General features: G+C 64.7%; 13 protein-coding genes. 8 read left to right on the top strand and 5 right to left on the bottom strand.

Going from position 1 to position 15,827, the window contains the following annotated elements; translation table 11 throughout:
* Nucleotides 1-169 precede the first annotated feature (169 nt).
* The 3 genes from motA to flhD form a co-directional block, all read right to left on the bottom strand.
* The gene (gene motA / locus ACNH6H_RS02375; RefSeq protein WP_418315307.1) at nt 170-1,030 is read right to left on the bottom strand and encodes a flagellar motor stator protein MotA; all 861 of its coding nucleotides are present in this window, start codon (nt 1,028-1,030) and stop codon (nt 170-172) included.
* Nucleotides 1,031-1,369: 339 nt separating this feature from the next.
* Nucleotides 1,370-1,906 (bottom strand): flagellar transcriptional regulator FlhC, encoded by a 537-nt coding sequence (gene flhC, locus ACNH6H_RS02380; protein WP_418315308.1) that lies wholly within the window; start codon nt 1,904-1,906, stop codon nt 1,370-1,372.
* 49 nt (nt 1,907-1,955) lie between these two features.
* Nucleotides 1,956-2,279, bottom strand: a complete 324-nt coding sequence (gene flhD / locus ACNH6H_RS02385) for a flagellar transcriptional regulator FlhD (protein WP_418315309.1) — start codon at nt 2,277-2,279, stop codon at nt 1,956-1,958.
* A 313-nt stretch (nt 2,280-2,592) separates the two neighbouring features.
* Here flhD and ACNH6H_RS02390 point away from each other — a divergent pair, with 313 nt between their 5' ends.
* Nucleotides 2,593-4,854: a methyltransferase domain-containing protein gene (locus tag ACNH6H_RS02390; protein WP_418315310.1), complete on the top strand. Its 2,262-nt coding sequence runs from the start codon at nt 2,593-2,595 to the stop codon at nt 4,852-4,854.
* An 81-nt stretch (nt 4,855-4,935) separates the two neighbouring features.
* Here ACNH6H_RS02390 and ACNH6H_RS02395 read toward each other — a convergent pair whose 3' ends face one another.
* Nucleotides 4,936-6,927: a hypothetical protein gene (locus tag ACNH6H_RS02395; protein WP_418315312.1), complete on the bottom strand. Its 1,992-nt coding sequence runs from the start codon at nt 6,925-6,927 to the stop codon at nt 4,936-4,938.
* Nucleotides 6,928-7,391: 464 nt separating this feature from the next.
* On the opposite strand from ACNH6H_RS02395, the gene ACNH6H_RS02400 reads away from it, so the two are divergent.
* The 6 genes from ACNH6H_RS02400 to ACNH6H_RS02425 all read left to right on the top strand — a co-directional run bounded on the left by ACNH6H_RS02400 (nt 7,392) and on the right by ACNH6H_RS02425 (nt 13,525).
* Nucleotides 7,392-8,597 carry a flagellin gene (locus ACNH6H_RS02400; RefSeq protein ID WP_418315313.1) on the top strand — a complete coding sequence of 402 codons (1,206 nt, stop codon included), beginning with the start codon at nt 7,392-7,394 and terminating at the stop codon, nt 8,595-8,597.
* A gap of 396 nt (nt 8,598-8,993) precedes the next feature.
* The gene (locus tag ACNH6H_RS02405) at nt 8,994-10,199 is read left to right on the top strand and encodes a flagellin (protein WP_418315315.1); all 1,206 of its coding nucleotides are present in this window, start codon (nt 8,994-8,996) and stop codon (nt 10,197-10,199) included.
* A 148-nt stretch (nt 10,200-10,347) separates the two neighbouring features.
* On the top strand, nt 10,348-11,823 hold the full coding sequence (gene fliD, locus ACNH6H_RS02410) for a flagellar filament capping protein FliD (protein ID WP_418315317.1): 1,476 nt from the start codon (nt 10,348-10,350) through the stop codon (nt 11,821-11,823).
* A gap of 210 nt (nt 11,824-12,033) precedes the next feature.
* Complete coding sequence (gene fliS / locus ACNH6H_RS02415) at nt 12,034-12,414, top strand: flagellar export chaperone FliS (protein WP_418315319.1); 381 nt, start codon at nt 12,034-12,036, stop codon at nt 12,412-12,414.
* A gap of 35 nt (nt 12,415-12,449) precedes the next feature.
* Nucleotides 12,450-12,749 (top strand): flagellar protein FliT, encoded by a 300-nt coding sequence (locus ACNH6H_RS02420; RefSeq protein WP_418321188.1) that lies wholly within the window; start codon nt 12,450-12,452, stop codon nt 12,747-12,749.
* 11 nt (nt 12,750-12,760) lie between these two features.
* Nucleotides 12,761-13,525 (top strand): flagellar brake protein, encoded by a 765-nt coding sequence (locus ACNH6H_RS02425; RefSeq protein WP_418315321.1) that lies wholly within the window; start codon nt 12,761-12,763, stop codon nt 13,523-13,525.
* 18 nt (nt 13,526-13,543) lie between these two features.
* Here the strand turns inward: ACNH6H_RS02425 and fliE are convergent, their stop codons facing one another.
* Nucleotides 13,544-13,867 carry a flagellar hook-basal body complex protein FliE gene (fliE, locus tag ACNH6H_RS02430; RefSeq protein WP_418315323.1) on the bottom strand — a complete coding sequence of 108 codons (324 nt, stop codon included), beginning with the start codon at nt 13,865-13,867 and terminating at the stop codon, nt 13,544-13,546.
* A gap of 200 nt (nt 13,868-14,067) precedes the next feature.
* Between fliE and fliF the strand changes: the two genes are divergently transcribed.
* Nucleotides 14,068-15,744 (top strand): flagellar basal-body MS-ring/collar protein FliF, encoded by a 1,677-nt coding sequence (fliF, locus tag ACNH6H_RS02435; RefSeq protein ID WP_418315325.1) that lies wholly within the window; start codon nt 14,068-14,070, stop codon nt 15,742-15,744.
* The last annotated feature ends 83 nt before the right edge of the window (nt 15,745-15,827 follow it).

The following is a 15,827-nucleotide window of genomic DNA, read 5'->3' on the forward strand; positions in this document are numbered from 1 at the left end:
CCATCAAGCGGCCACCGCGGAACCGGCTTTGCCGGGCCGCCAGTGGCGCCCCCCTGGGGGGGGTGAGTGCGGACGAGAGGACCTGCCTGCGCAGGTCCGAACGCCTCACGAAGCGCCCGAGCTCTGCGAGGGCGTGGGAAGCCGAAGGCGCTCCTCCGGGGGGGGGTCATCACTTTTTGCCTTTCACGTGGCCTTCGAGTTCGGAGAAGGTCGGGCGGTCGCCGGAATAAAGCACCTTGCGGCCGAACTCGATCGCGACTTGCGGCGCATAACCCTGCATCGAAGCCAGCAGCGTGGTCTTGATGCATTGCAATTCCTTCGAGCCGTCCTCGACCTTCTGCTCGAGCAGGCCGCCGAGCGGCTCGACGAAGCCATAGGCCAGGAAAATGCCGAGGAAGGTTCCGACCAGCGCCGCGCCGATCATTCCGCCGAGGATCGCCGGGGCCTGGCCGACCGATCCCATCGTGTTGATCACGCCGAGCACCGCCGCGACGATGCCGAATGCCGGCAGCCCGCCGGCGAGCCGTCCGATCGCCGCCACCGCCGCATGTTCCTCGGCATGGTGGGTGTCGATCTCGCTGTCCATCAGGCTTTCGATCTCGTGCGCATTGAGGTTGCCCGAGACCATCATCCGCAGGTAGTCGGTGATGAATTCGACGACATGGTGGTCGCTGCCGACGGTCGGGTATTTCTGGAACACCGGCGAGCTGTGCGGATCTTCGACGTCGGCTTCGATCGCCATCAGCCCTTCCTTGCGCGCCTTCTGCAGCAGGTCGAACAGCAGCGCCATCAGCTCCATGTAGCGGGCCTTGCTGTATTTGCTGCCCTTGAAGCATTTGCCGATGCCGGCCAGCGCGGCCTTGATCACCTTCATCTGGTTGCTCGCCAGGAAAGCGCCGAGCGCGGCGCCCAGGATGGTCACCAGCTCGAACGGCAATGCAGTCAATATGACCTGGATGTTGCCGCCGTGCACGATGTACACACCGAAGATGCAGGCAAGTGCCAGGGCCCAGCCAACGAGAACGAACATGGTGTCTATTGGTCCGTGTGATTCCGCACACCAACGTGTGCCAGCTAGTGCCTTATCGGACCATCGACCGGCGTCTTGAGCCGAATGCCGTCGCCTTCCAGTGACCTCGCGCGCCGGCGCCATTCGGCCGGACACAAAAAAACGGGCCCGAAGGCCCGTTCAGAAGCACATTTGCAGATGTGCGAGGAGGAGACACGGCGATGAAAACCACGGGTCCGGCGTCCAGCAAAGGACTCACCATCCCTGCCATACGGCGGCATCGCGGGCACCGGATGACAGTACTGCCTTCATGCTATCGGCGGCAAAAGCGCCGACTTGAGAACTTTTTTTGCAAGCAGCTCAATGCATCTTGATGCCGCCGGCGGCCTTGCCCTTTCCGGCGCGCGCTGGCGGGCTGCACAGGCCGCAGACATAGTGCTTCGCGATCTCGTGCGGATGGGTCACGAAATGGCCGCCGCACTTCGAGCAGGTCGTCATCGTCAACATGCCGTTGTCGACGAACTTGACCAGCCGCCAGGCGCGGGTCACCGACAACAGCGCCTCCAGGCCTTGAGCGGTCGTCTGCTCCTGATACAGCTGGTAGGCCTTGATCACCGTGTCGATCTCGTCGAGCTCGGCGGCCTTGTTCAGATATTCGTGGATGTTCAGGAAAAGGCTGGCATGGATGTTCGGCTGCCAGGTCATGAACCAGTCGGTCGAGAACGGCAGCTGGCCCTTGCTCGGCGACTTGCCGGCAACTTCCTTGTAAAGCCGCAACAGCCTCTCGTACGACAGGTCGGTTTCCGATTCCAGCACCTGCAGCCGGGCGCCCAGGTTGATCAGCGTGACGGCGCGTTCGATTTGCCGGGCTTCGCTGAGAATGCTCTTGACTCGCATGGTGGGCTCCTGGTGCTGCTGGAAAAATCGTTGACGGGTATCGCGTGGATCAGGCGGCTTCGCGATGGCGGCCGGCCATCAGGATGCTCGCGTGCAGACGGCTGGTGGTGTCGTTCGCCGCACCCTTGCCGTGGTTGGTCAACAGGCCCCAGATCATGTCGTCTTCCATCCGGAAGCGGCACAGCAGCGTGCTGCCGGAGGCAATCTTCATCATTTGCGCCGGGCTCAGCGACGCCAGCAGGTTCGCACTGTCTTCGCTGATGCCGAGGCGGAACAGCGCCTGGTCACGGTCGGCACGGATCAGGCTTTGCGCCAGCATCAGGTACGACAGATTGGCTTCGCGGATTTCGGTGAGGATCTGGTCGGTGTTCATGGTCTGGTCCTTGTGGCGGTCGTCGGTCGGGGGGTTCTTGCTGCCGCGTTGTTGTGTCTCAACGTGAAACGGATTGTGAAGTTCCGATAAGGCTGCCGACATCAGGCCATCTCTGTGGCTTGAGTCCATCTTCTTCCGTCCGCGCTGTAAGGCAAATTCCTACACGGATGGCTGGCGATGGCGTCGAAGTGAGACTGCTGTCGTGCGCAGCGCGGAGAAATGCTGCCGCTATGCAGGCCTGATCGTCCGGTCCGATACGACCGGGCGCTCTTAGCATCACTGCAGGCGAAACCGCCAGCAACCGAAAGCCGCCGTGTCATCCCTGCCGCATTTCCACATCGTCGTGATGCAGCCCGCGGGCTATCTTCATTCACTGGGCCTGCTCGATCCGGCACGGTATCTTCGCTACCAGCTGCGGCGCCTCGGTGCCACGGTGACACTGGCGAAAAACCGCCTGCGCGAGGACGCCATCAACATCGTCTTTGCCGCCCACCTCGGCTTCCCGTCCGAAGTGCGGGATCGCCACACGATCATCTTCTTCAACCTCGAGCAGCTCGGCGACGGCGGCGCAGCGCTCGCGCCCGACTATCTGCGGCTGCTGTCCACATCGGCCGTCATCGACTACGACGCGGAAAATATCGGCGCCTACAGCAGCAACCCGTCGCGGGTGCCCGTCGTGCCGCTGGGCCACGCACCCTACCTCGCAGCCGCGACGCCGATACCGCTTGCCGAGCGGCCGATCGATCTGCTGTTCTTCGGCACCGTCAACCCACGGCGCCAGGCGCTGTTCGACCGCATCGAGGCCTGCGGCGTCGCGATCTCGACCTTCGACACGCCGCTGTACGGCCCGGAGCGCGACGACTTCATCCGCCAGGCAAAGGCGGTGCTGAACTGCCATTTCTACGACACCAGCCGCTTCGAGCAGGCCAGGGTCAGCCACTGCCTGTCGCTTGGTACGCCGGTCGTCTCGGAACGCCACCCGCTCAGCAGGCCGGGAGACGGTTTCCTGCAGGCCGTCGGCTGGTTCGACGACAGCAATCTCGAATCCTTCTTCGCCGACCATTTCGGCAGCCTGCACTGGCTGCGCGAAGCCGAACAGCAACTGGACAGCTTCCGCGCCTGGGATCCGCTCGAAGCGTGCGTGCGCCTGATCGACTGGGCCGTCGCGATCGACACGCAGCAGCGCGCCGGACGCGATCGGATACCCCCTGCTCCGTTGCGCATCAACCTCGGCTCCGGAAAAGACTACCGGCTTGGCTGGCTCAACATCGATGTGCAGCAACGCACCGAGCCCGACTTGGTGCTCGACCTCGCAGCTCCGATCACGCTGCCGCTTTCCTGCCCGACACGATTCGGCGGGCAGGTGACGCTCGACGCCGGAACCGTCGACACCATCCACGCGTCGAATGTGCTCGAACACGTGCCCGACCTGCCCCAGCTGATGGGCAATGCATTGAGATTGCTGCGCATCGACGGCGAATTCGAGATCGAGGTGCCGTATGAAAAGGCGCTGACCGCGTGGCAGGATCCGACCCATGTCAGGGCGATGAACGAGAATTCGTGGGTCTACTACACGGACTGGTTCTGGTACCTGGGATGGTTCGAGCACCGGTTCGAGTTGAACGGCGCAGTCTGGCTGGACGGCGAGTTGCGGCCTTGCACACAGGACGACGCAGCCTTCATGAAGGTGCGTCTGCGCAAGATCCAGACGACACCGCGCGAACGGACGCTGGCGCGCACGATGAGCGCCGATTTCGGCGCCGGCATCGACGACGATGTTGTTCAAGTCCAGCCACGCGAAAAGCGGCCGCCCACCAGCCACGCGGGCTCGAACCGCGTCGGAGAAACGCCGCCGCAAGGCATGCCGCCGGGGAAAGACGCACCGCAACCGGCAGTCGACGCTGCAATCGGGCGGCTGCTCGATGCTGGCGACGCCCGAGAAGCGACCGAACAACTGGTGGCTGCAGCATCGCAGCGACGCCGCGGCGATGCCGCCGCCCCGCCCTCGCAGCGCACACTGGCACGGCTCGACCGCCACATCGAACGGCTGGCCGAAGCGCTTGCGCACGATGCAGACCTCGATGCGCTGCAGGCCTGTGACGGCGGCACGCTGCTGTTCGCGACACATGCCGATGCAGGAAGCGAGCATGCACTGCTGCTGCGGCGACTCGCCGCCCGCGAGGATCGCCCGGTGCTGGTCCTGACCGATCTGCGCGATGTGCTCGTCGAGCGAGCCGAGCAGGTGGAGGCCCTGAAACAATTTTTCGCCGGCATCGATGTGCTGGTGCTGCCGCTGGCGCCCGCATGGGAAAAGTGCGGCATGGTGAAGCGGGTGACCGAGGCGCTGCGCCCGCGTCGCATCGTCTACCTTGCTGACAACGACGATCCCGTTCCGTTCATCGGCAGCAGCGGCCTGGGCGGGCCTGACAAGCTGTTTGTCCGCCGCGATCCGACACGTCCGAGCATCGGTGCGACGCTGAAGGGACTGACCACAATGATCGTCACCGGCATCGCGCAGCGCTCGCCGCCGTCAAGCGGTCTTGCTGCTTGCGGATCGCTTGCCGAAACAAGCTGAAATAAAGACTGGGACCGTGCGGCCTGGACGGGCCGCGCAACGCCACCTCGCGGACCGGTGAACGGCCTGGCTCGCGCCAGTTCAGACCCTATCGGCGGCAGGCAATGCGGCCGGCGGCTGGCCATTGGCGGCGCGTTCGACCATCCGGTCGTACAGGTTCTCGAGACCGCGGGCATGCTGTGCACCGTCGAACAGCGGGCTTTGCGCGGCGCTCTGCTGCACGCGCTCGCGCAGTGCCAGCAGGCGATGCGGCTCGCGCAACAACGCGATCGCGGTCGATTCGTAGGCAGCTGCATCGGCGCAGACGAGTTCGGGCAGGTCCAGCGATCGCAGCAGACTGCCGGCAACCCGCGATGCAAACGCTTCGCCTTCGATCGTCAGCATCGGCACGCCCATCCACAGGATGTCGCTGGCGGTCGTGTGCGCATTGCATGGCCAGTTGTCGAGCATCAGATCGGCAGCCGGCAGGCGGGCCAGGTGTCGCGTCATCGGCACCCGAGGCGCAAAGATCAGGCGCTCTGCAGCGATGCCCCGGGCAACAGCCTCGCGGCGCAGATTGACCGTCGCCTGCGGATTGTCCTCGAGCAGCCACAACACACTGTCGGGCACCGCGGCCAGGATCCGCATCCAGACATCAAACGTCGCCGGCGAGATCTTGAAGGCCTGGTTGAAGCAACCGAGCACCAGCCGGTCTTGCGGCAGGCCGAGCTCCGACCTGCCAACCGGTGCAGGACGCGGCCGCCGGCTGTCGTTCGGCTGGTAACAGCCGGGCATCTGCGCGATGCGCTCGCTGTAGCGATCGGCATGCGCGAGCGGCGTGACCCAGCGGTCGCCGATCACGTAATCGATGTAGCTGGCGCCACTGGTGCCCGGAAAACCGAGAAAGCTGACCTGCAATGGCGCCGGCCGCCAGGCGAAGATCGCCAGTCGATTGCCCAGAGTATGGCCTTTCAGGTCGACCAGGATGTCGATCTCGTCGGCACGGATGCGCTGGGCGGCATCGGCATCAGACAGTGTCGAGATATCGACGAAATGCTCGCAGGCACTGCGCACGCGCTGCTCGAGCCCGCTGCCATCATGTTTGCTGTGTGAATAAAGCGTGACTTCGAATCGACTGCGGTCGCGGTGTTCGAGCGACTCGACAAGCAGTGCCGATGTCGCATGGTTGTAGAAGTCGTTCGATACATAACCGATGCGCAGCGGTCGATCACGATCGGGATCGATCCGGCGGGCCGGCAGCGGCGTAGCAATGTGATCGAAGCGCATCGCCACACGCGAGGTCGCGCGCAGCAGCAGTTCCGGCGGATGCTCGATTGCCACCAGCGTGAAGACGCCGCCTTCAGCCAGCGAGCCGGCACGATCGGGATCCGCTGCCAGCACATCGACGATCGCCGTGCGCATAGAGTCGAACTCGTCCCAGCGGCAGGCATGCTGACGCATGTGCATCACCGCGAGCTGCGCGGCAAGCTTGTTCGGATCCAGCGTGAAGGCGGTCAGAAAACTTTCGGCGGCCTCCTGAAACAGGTTCATGTCGCGCAGCACCAGGCCGAGCTTCATGTGCGGTGACGGGTCGTTGACCTTCAGCATCATTGCCTCGAGCAGCACGGGTATCGCATCGCCAGGGCGTCCGAGCGATGCCAGTGCTGCCGCATGGTTCGCAACGAAGGCATAGTCCTCGCGCGCCGGCCCGGTTGCATGGCGTTCGAACAGCACCAGCGCCTCTGTCCAGCGGTGCTGCATGACGAGCGCCATGCTGCCGATCTGCGCCGCACGCAAATGGCTCGGCTCGCGGGTCAACACACCCTCGATGACCCGCCAGCAACCCGCCGCATCGCCGAGCCTCAGTCGCAAGGTACCGAGTGCAACCATGTCGGCGATGCCCAGCCTCGGATCGCCGGCCACACTGGACAGCAGTTGTTCTGCCTCTGCCCAGTTGCTGAGCTTGATCGACCGGTAGGCGGCAGCACGGATTTCCTGCAGAACATTCACCGGCAACTCGGTGCGGCGAGGTGGCGGCACGCACCATGCATGGGCAAGCGCTCCGGCCTCTGTATGTTCAGACAACGTGATCATCGGCAATCTCCCGGGGCCGGCAAACCCGCCCCCGCGCCGACTCTAATCAGCTGGCGCGAATTTGAAGCACCAAGATGGAGCAGCAATACCGCCCATTTGTGCACCGGAAGAACGGTTGCGGCCCCGTCATGGAGCGCTCTCTATATATAGAGATGCAGCAAGCCAATGGGTGAGCACGAACGGCCAAGTCGCGAAGTGATTCGATTTTCCTCAAGTCCGCGAAGACACCGACGATAAACATCCCAGCGAGGCAGGAACCCGAGCTTCGTGGTCCGGAACAGCCGAACGAGGAATCGACAACCTTTAATCAGGTGCGTTTTTTCGATGACTGCCGCCGGGCGCAGCCGGTCGACACCGAGTGGTTTCGGTGAGCGACGGGCACGTCGAAGGGGCGACCCATCGACGAGTCAATGGCCGGCGTCCACGCCGGGAGTTCATCATCAACGTAAACAGGAGTTTTTCAAATGCCCTCCACCATCAATACCAACGTCAGCTCTCTGACCGCACAACGCAACCTGTCCCAGTCGCAAGGCTCGCTGGCCACGTCGATGCAACGCCTGTCCTCAGGCCTGCGCGTCAACAGCGCAAAGGACGACGCCGCCGGCCTGGCGATTTCCGAGCGGATGAATACCCAGGTCCGCGGCCTGAATGTCGCGGCCCGCAATGCCAACGACGGCATCTCGCTGTCGCAGACCGCGGAAGGCGCACTCGGCAAGGTCGGCGACATGCTGCAGCGCATGCGTGAACTGGCCGTGCAGTCGAGCAATGCGACGAACAGCAAGGACGACCGCGTCGCGCTGCAGGCCGAAGTCAGCCAGCTGCGCGACGAAATCGACCGCGTTGCAAAGACGACCAACTTCAACGGCGCCAAGCTGCTCGACGGCTCGTTCTCGGCGGCCACCTTCCAGGTCGGCGCCAACTCCGGCGAAGCGATCACCGTCGCCGCACTGACCAACAGCTCGGCAAAAGGGCTGTCAGAAGTGACCTATGCGGAGAATACGATGGCCACCGGCGTGACCGGCGGCCAGGTGACGGGATATGCGTCGGAAGTGACCGGTCTGAAGATCACCGTCGGCACGACCGAATACGATCTGGCCGACCTGAAGGCCGCGCGTTCCGGCGAGGAGCGCATCGGCCAGGCGGTCGAGGCGATCAACCGCCGCACCGCCGACACCGGGGTCAGTGCCTTCCTGACCCGTAACGAAGACACCGGCGAGTACACGGTCGCTCTGCGTTCGTCGAAACTCGACCCGGCCGCGGCGACCCCGACTGCGCTCGGCGTTACCACCACCGGTTTCGGGCTGACCGAGACCGGCATCGCCGACGCCGACCTCGCAGCGACTTCGGTCACCAAGGCCGGCATCGACAACCTCAGCGTCGAAACCGCAGAGGACGCCTGGCTCGCGATCAAGAACATCGACGACTCGATCAAGCAGGTCAACAGCACGCGGGCCACGCTCGGCGCGGTGCAAAGCCGGTTCGAGAATGCGGTGTCGAGCATCATGACGCAGTCCGAGAACACCGCTGCGGCGCGGGGGCGGATCGTCGATGCCGACTTCGCCCAGGAAACCGCCAACCTGTCGAAGTCGCAGATCCTGCAGCAGGCCGGCACCGCGATGTTGTCGCAGGCCAACCAGCTGCCGCAGCAGGTGCTGTCGCTGCTGCGCTGATCAGAAAACGCCGGATCCGGCTCCCGCCAGGGAGCCGCATGGCAAAAACAAGGCCCGCCTCGAAAGAGGCGGGCTTTTTCTTTTTCAGCACGGAGATCGAGGGGGTGTGGCGGCAGCCGCGAGGAAGCGCGACAGGGGCGAAGCCGCCAGGCTCACGATCGAGGCAGCGAGATGGCCGCATTTTTGCCGCCTTATCGGCCTTTAGTTCGCCGGACGATGGTTTCAGAATTCAGTCCAACAGGAGTTGAATTCGATCACCCGGAAACAGCGCCTGGAGTCCGGAGTCACCGGCAGCGTTCCGCCCCGACGGGTTGTGCGCAACAGGTGGACCGCGAACGCCAAACAACGTGATGGCAGATGCTGTCGCCGGGATTCTGTTTCTACTAGGAGCGCACCATGCCCCAGACCATCAACACCAACGTCAGCTCGCTGACGGCCCAGCGCAACCTGGCCACTTCCCAGAGCGCGCTTTCGACCGCGATGCAGCGGCTGTCATCCGGCCTGCGCGTCAACAGCGCGAAGGACGACGCTGCCGGTCTCGCGATTGCCGAGCGGATGAATACGCAGATCCGCGGGTTGAACGTCGCGGCGCGCAATGCCAACGACGGGATCTCGCTGGCGCAGACCGCCGAAGGCGCACTCGGCAAGGTCGGCGACATGCTGCAGCGGATGCGTGAACTGGCGGTGCAGGCGAGCAACGATACGAACAGCGCCGAAGACCGCTACGCGCTGCAGTCCGAAGTCTCGCAGCTGCGCGATGAAATCAACCGCGTCGCCAAGACGACCAATTTCAATGGTGCGCGTCTGCTCGACGGATCGTTTTCAGCAGCCACCTTCCAGGTTGGCGCCAACTCCGGCGAGAACATCACCGTTGCCGCGCTGGCCAATACCTCGACCGCCGGCCTCGGCAAGGTCAACTACGGTTCTTCGACGACGGGCAAGGTCACGACCGACCTGATCACCGAGTCCAACCTCCGGGTTGAGGCCGGTGACCTGGAAATCACCGTCGGCGCGATTGCCTATCCGCTGACCGCGCTGCCGCCGGCACGTTCGCCAGAAGAGCGGCTCGGCCAGACCGTCGAGGCGATCAACCGCCGCACCGCCGATTCCGGCGTCTCCGCCTTCCTGAAGAAGGATCCAGCTTCCGGAGAGTTCTGGATGGAGATTCGCTCGTCAAAGGTCGACACCAATGGCGACGCGCTGCCCGTCACGACTTCCGGGTTCACGACCGAACGCACTGGCGTCGCCCCTGGTGCAATCGACATCGCAGCCGGCACGCCGATCACCGGCATGGAATCGATGACGATCGAGACGGTCGAAGGCTCCTGGCTGGCGCTGAAGCAGATCGACGATGCGCTGCAGCAGGTCAACGGTTCGCGGGCGACACTCGGTGCGGTTCAGAGCCGCTTCGAGAATGCGATCTCGAGCATCATGATCCAGTCCGAGAATACCGCCGCGTCGCGCGGCCGCATTATGGACGCCGACTTTGCTGCCGAAACCGCCAGCCTGTCGCGTTCGCAGATCCTGCAGCAGGCCGGCACCGCGATGGTGGCGCAGGCGAATCAGCTGCCGCAGCAGGTGCTGTCGCTGCTGAAGGGCTGATCCGGTTCGACGCGCCGTGCAGCAGGACCCGATGCGTCCGCTGCAACCCACCAACGCCGGTCGTGAGCAGCTCACGCCCGGCGTTGTCACTTCCGGCTCAAGCTGCGGGCCGGCTTGCCGATAGAAGATCCGAGAAAAGGAATTCCAGATGGCCATCTCCTCACCGGGCATCGGCAGCGGCCTGGACGTGCAAGGCATCGTCAGCCAGCTGATCTCGCTCGAACAGCGGCCGCTGACGCAGCTGAAGACCAAGCAGGTCACGCTGAACAGCCAGCTGTCGTCGTTCGGCCAGATCAAGGGCAAGATCGCGGCGCTGCAGGATGCGGCCGCAGCAATGGCCAAACCGGAAGCCTGGAGCCGGACCGCGTCGACGAGCTCGGACGTTTCCAGCGTCAGCGTGACCAGCAGCGGCACCGCGGCCAGCGGCAGCTATGCAGTCAGCGTGTCGCAGCTTGCCAAGGCCCACAACATCGCCTCCGCATCGTTTTCCGGTGGCAGCAGCACGGTGGTCGGCGCCGGCCGGCTGCGCATCGAGACCGGCAGCTGGACCGACCAGAACAACGACCCGGCCAACCCGGCCTGGTTGTTCGCAGCGAAGGACGGCGCAACACCATTCGATATCGAGATCCCCGAAGGCAAGGACACGCTGGCCGGCATCCGTGACCAGATCAATGCAGCGAAGGCCGGCGTCACCGCGTCGATCGTCAACGACGGCACCGGCGCGCGGTTGGTTGTCCGCTCCGACCTGACTGGTGCCGAAAATGCACTGAAGATCACCGAGATCGATGTCGACGGCAATCCGGCCAGTGGCAACCTCGCTGCGCTGACCTACGACCGCGCCGCGCCGGCGCCAACGCCGCCGCAGACGGCGATGCTGCAGACCGTGCCGCCGCAGGAGGCGAAGGCGACGATCAACGGCATCGACCTCGTCTCGTCGACCAACACCTTCAAGGATGTCGGCGACGGACTCAGCTTCACCGCGCTGAAGACCACCACCGCCGAGGTCACGCTGAGCGTCTCGACCGATACGACCTTTTTCAAGAATGCGGTCAACAAGTTCGTCGCGATGTACAACGATGTCAATGCGACATTGCGCGAACTGACCAAATACGACGATGCGAGCAAGTCGGGCGGCATCCTGCAGGGTGACCGTACAGCGTTGACGATCCAGAGCCAATTGCGTGCGCTGGTCGGTGGTACCGCCGGTACTTCCAGCAGCTTCAAGCGGCTGTCCGACTTCGGCATCTCGCTCGACCGCGACGGCCGGCTGAACATCGACGATACGAAGCTGACCGCTGCGATGGCCAACCCGTCGGAGGTTGCGCTGGCGATGACCAGCAAGGCCGACGCCGCGCCGGGCGAGCGCGGCATCGCGGCGCTGTTCGAATCGTTCACGAAGGCCGTCACCGGAAGCGACGGCACGCTGACCTCGCGCACCGACAGCCTGTCGCAACGCGTGAAGCTGAACGGCAAGGAGCAGGAGCGCGTCAATGCCCGCATCGAGCAGACCCGCACCCGCCTGCTTGCACAATATTCGGCGCTCGACACCAAGCTGTCGACGCTGACCGGGCTGAACAGCTACGTCAGCCAGCAGATCGCGACCTGGAACAAGTCCACGTCCTGATCGCGGTATGCCGCGCAGATCGTGCGCGGCGTGCCGCCGATCTGCGACCGGCTGCCTGCCAATTCCGACGATCGAACAGGCGCCGACGACACTCAAGTGCCCTGCCCCGCGGCCGATATTCAGGCATACGCAACCTGACTCGGAAACGACCCCGTGATGTACGCCTCCGCAAGCCCATTTCGCCAGTCACACCAACGTCCCGCAGCCGGCATGTACACCCAGGTCGGGGTCGAGACCGGGGTGACATCGGCTGACTCGCACAAGCTGATCGCCATGTTGTTCGATGGCCTGCTGGAGGCGATTTCGCAGGCCCGCGGCGCACTGCAGGACGGCCGCATCGACGCCAAGGGCGCAGCGATCAACCGCGCCGTTCGCATCGTCGACGAAGGCCTGCGGGGCGGCCTGAACATGAACAGCGGTGCATTGTCGGAGGACCTGTCGGCGCTGTATGGCTACCTGATCGTGCGGCTGACCCAGGCCAACGTGAAAAACGACGAAGCCGCGCTGCAGGAATGCACCGCGCTGATCCAACCGCTGCGCGACGCATGGATGGAAATCCGGGCGAAGGTGGCCACCGGTGCCGCAGCATGAACCACGAATCCGACACGCCGGTTGCGACCGAGATCATGAACACGCAGTTGCTGAACTATTACGAAGCGATCGAGCGTGCCAGTCATGACATGTTGCAGGCGGCCCGCATCGGCAACTGGGACGAGGTCGTCAAGCTCGAAGGTGCCTGCGCGGTGCTGATCTCGCAGCTCAAGCATGCGGCGACGATGCGCCCGCTGGAGGCCGAGGAGGCGCAGCTGAAGACGCGCATCATGCAGCGCATCCTCGTCAACGATGCCGAGATCCGCTACCTCGCCGAGCCCTGGCTCGACGACCTCGATGCGATGCTCACCGGCCAGAACCGGACGGTGCACTGAGCGAGCGGGCCATGGACGTCGCGATGGACACCCAGCCGACGCCGCTGGCAGAACTGCCGGCCGGCGGGCTGGACGATTTCCGCATCACCTCGCGTCCGCAGATCAAGGTGATGCTGCGCACGCTGGCCGATTCGGCGCTGCCGTTGATCCTGAACGGCCCGAATGGCGCGATGGTCAGCGCGACGCTGTGGACGGTCGATTCGATGCACGAGGCGATCAGCTTCAGCGCGATGACCGACGACCCGCACCTCGAGGCGCTGGTGCAGGGCAACGAGGCGGTTGTCGTCGGCTATCTCGACAGCGTCAAGCTGCAGTTCGACGCCCATGACCTGGTGCTGATCCACGGCGCCCGAACGTCGGCGCTGAGCTGCGCGATGCCGTCGGTCATCTACCGATTCCAGCGCCGCGGCAGCTTCCGCGTGCGGCCGGTGATGCGCAGCTCGCCGGTGGTGCGCTTCCGCCATCCTCTGTACGACGACATCGAGCTGACATTGCGCGTGCTCGACGTCAGCCTCGGCGGCTGTGCGCTGTTCCTGCCGGAGCACCTGCCGGCGCTGACCGCAGGGATGATGATCCCGGCGGTGCAGTTCGAACTCGACGCCGAAACCCGTTTCACGACCGCGTTGCGACTGCACCACCTCAGTTCGGTCACTGCCGAGGCAAAAGGCATGCGCATGGGCTGCGAGCTGCTGCGTCTGCAGCCGGCCGATGAGCGGCTGCTGCAACTCTATATCGACCAGACGCAGAAAAAACGCCGCCTGATGGCGGCGCGCTGAAGGCGGGGCCGGCAGGCCTCAGACCTGCATGTTCATGATGTCGCTGTAGGCCTGGACCAGGCGGTTGCGCACCTGCAGCGTCGCCTGGAAGCCGATCTGCGCCTTCTGCATCGCGACCATCGTCTGTTCGATCGTGACATTCGGATTGTCGAGCTGCACCTCGCGTTGCAGCTCGCTCGCGTGTTTCTGCGTCTCGCTGACCGAGCCGAGCGCCTTCGTCAGCGCCTGCTGGAAGCCGGCACTGCCGACCGCGCCGGTACGCGGCAGCGGCTGGCCATTGGTCTGCAGGCCGGCGCGGGCGGCGGCCTGGGCGAAATCGAAGGGTTTGAGCGAGACATTCATGGCGGGCTCCTGCGGGCAGGAAAGGCGGGCCGATACCGGCCACGGCTGACATGACGGGATGCTAAGGCGCCGCAAGGCGGCCCAGGCGGCGAATAAACCGCCCTTCCCCGGGCTGTTCGGGGCATGTGTCGGCGGGCGAGACCGAATAATCGCTGCCACGGACACCCCGCCCCTTTCCCGTTCCTGCCCTGAAGTCTCCAATGGACAACGCCGTCGCCGCCAACAGCACGATCCAACTGGTACCCGCCGACAGCTTCACTGCGCGGCTGGCCGCACTGCCGGCCCGTTCCAAGCTCGCGCTCGGCGGCGGCATCGCCGCGCTGGTCGCGGTGGTCGCCGCGATGACGCTGTGGAGCAGCCAGGGCGACTACAAGGTGCTGTACGCGAATCTGTCGGACAAGGACGGCGGCGCGATCATCGCCCAGCTGTCGCAGATGAACGTGCCGTACAAACATGCCGATGGCGGCGCCGCGATCCTGGTGCCGGCATCAAAGGTGCACGACGTGCGGCTGAAGATGGCGTCGGCCGGCCTGCCGAAGGGTTCGGTCGTCGGCTTCGAGCTGCTCGACAACGCCCGCTTCGGCCAGACCCAGTTCCAGGAACGGCTGAGCTTCCAGCGCGGCCTCGAAGGCGAGCTGACGCGTTCGATCACCGCGCTGAACGCGGTCGAGTCGGCCAGGGTCCACCTCGCATTGCCGAACCAGAACGGCTTTTTCCGCGAACAGCAGAAACCGACCGCATCGGTGATGCTGACGCTGTTCCCGGGCCGCGCGCTCGACCGCAGCCAGATCGCCGGCATCGTCCATCTGGTGTCGAGCAGCGTGCCGGAAATGAATCCGAAGGCGGTCAGCGTGCTGGATCAGACCGGCGCGCTGCTGTCGTCGAACGACGGCAACCCGGGTGCCGGGCTCGATGCCCGCCAGCTCCAGTATGTCAGCCAGATCGAGGCTGGTTACGCCAAACGCATCGTCGAGTTGCTCGAACCGGTGGTCGGGCGGGAAAACCTGCGGGCCAGCGTCACCGCCGAGATCGACTTCTCGCAGAGCGAGGCGACCTTCGAGGAGTTCAAGCCGAACCAGGGCAATGCCGACCGCATCACGGTGCGCAGCCAGCAGACCAGTGAACAGGCTGGTGGCGGCACCGCGCTACCGACCGGCACACCAGGCGCGGCGTCGAATGTGCCGCCGATCGCGCCGACCGCCCCGTTGAACGGCGCCGCCACCCCGCTGCAGACCGCAGGCGGCAGCAGCAACGGCAGCAGCCGCCGCGAGGCGGTGACCAACTACGAAGTCGACAAGACGGTGCGCGTGACCCGCAATGCGACCGGCACCGTCAAGCGGATCAATGCGGCGGTGGTCGTCAACCACAAGACGACGACCGATCCGAAAGGCAAGGCGACGACGGTTGCCTTGACCAAGGACGAGATCGACAAGCTGACCGCACTGGTGCAGGAGAGTGTCGGTTACAGCCAGGAACGTGGCGATTCGGTGCGTGTCGTCAATGCGCCGTTCAAGATCGAGACGATCGACAAGGATGAGCCGGTCTGGTGGAAGCAGCCCGAAGTGCTCGACATGATGCGCATCGTCGGCATTCCGGCCGCCCTCGCCTTCGTCGCGATGCTGGTGATCTTCGGCCTGGTCCGCCCGGCGATGAAATCCGCGCTGAAGCCGGTACCGGCACCGGCACTGCCCGGCAGCCAGATCAATGCCGTCGTCGACGACGACCAGGCGCTGCCCGGCCTGCCGTCTTCCGAGTTGATGGCGCTCGAAGCGCCGAAGAGCGCCGAACGCCTCGAGCGCGCGCGCAGCCTGGCGAAGGAGAATCCCGCCGCTGTGGCCAATATCGTCCGCGGTTGGGTTTCGGGAGAGCCCGCATGACCGTAGCTTGTAGGAGGGGCTTCAGCCCCGATTTCCCCGAGCTGCCACGAGCCCGAATCGGGGCTGAAGCCCCTCCCACAGAT

It is taken from the genome of Pseudideonella sakaiensis (genome assembly GCF_048320135.1).
Taxonomy (GTDB): Bacteria; Pseudomonadota; Gammaproteobacteria; order Burkholderiales; family Burkholderiaceae_C; genus Ideonella_A; species Ideonella_A sakaiensis_A.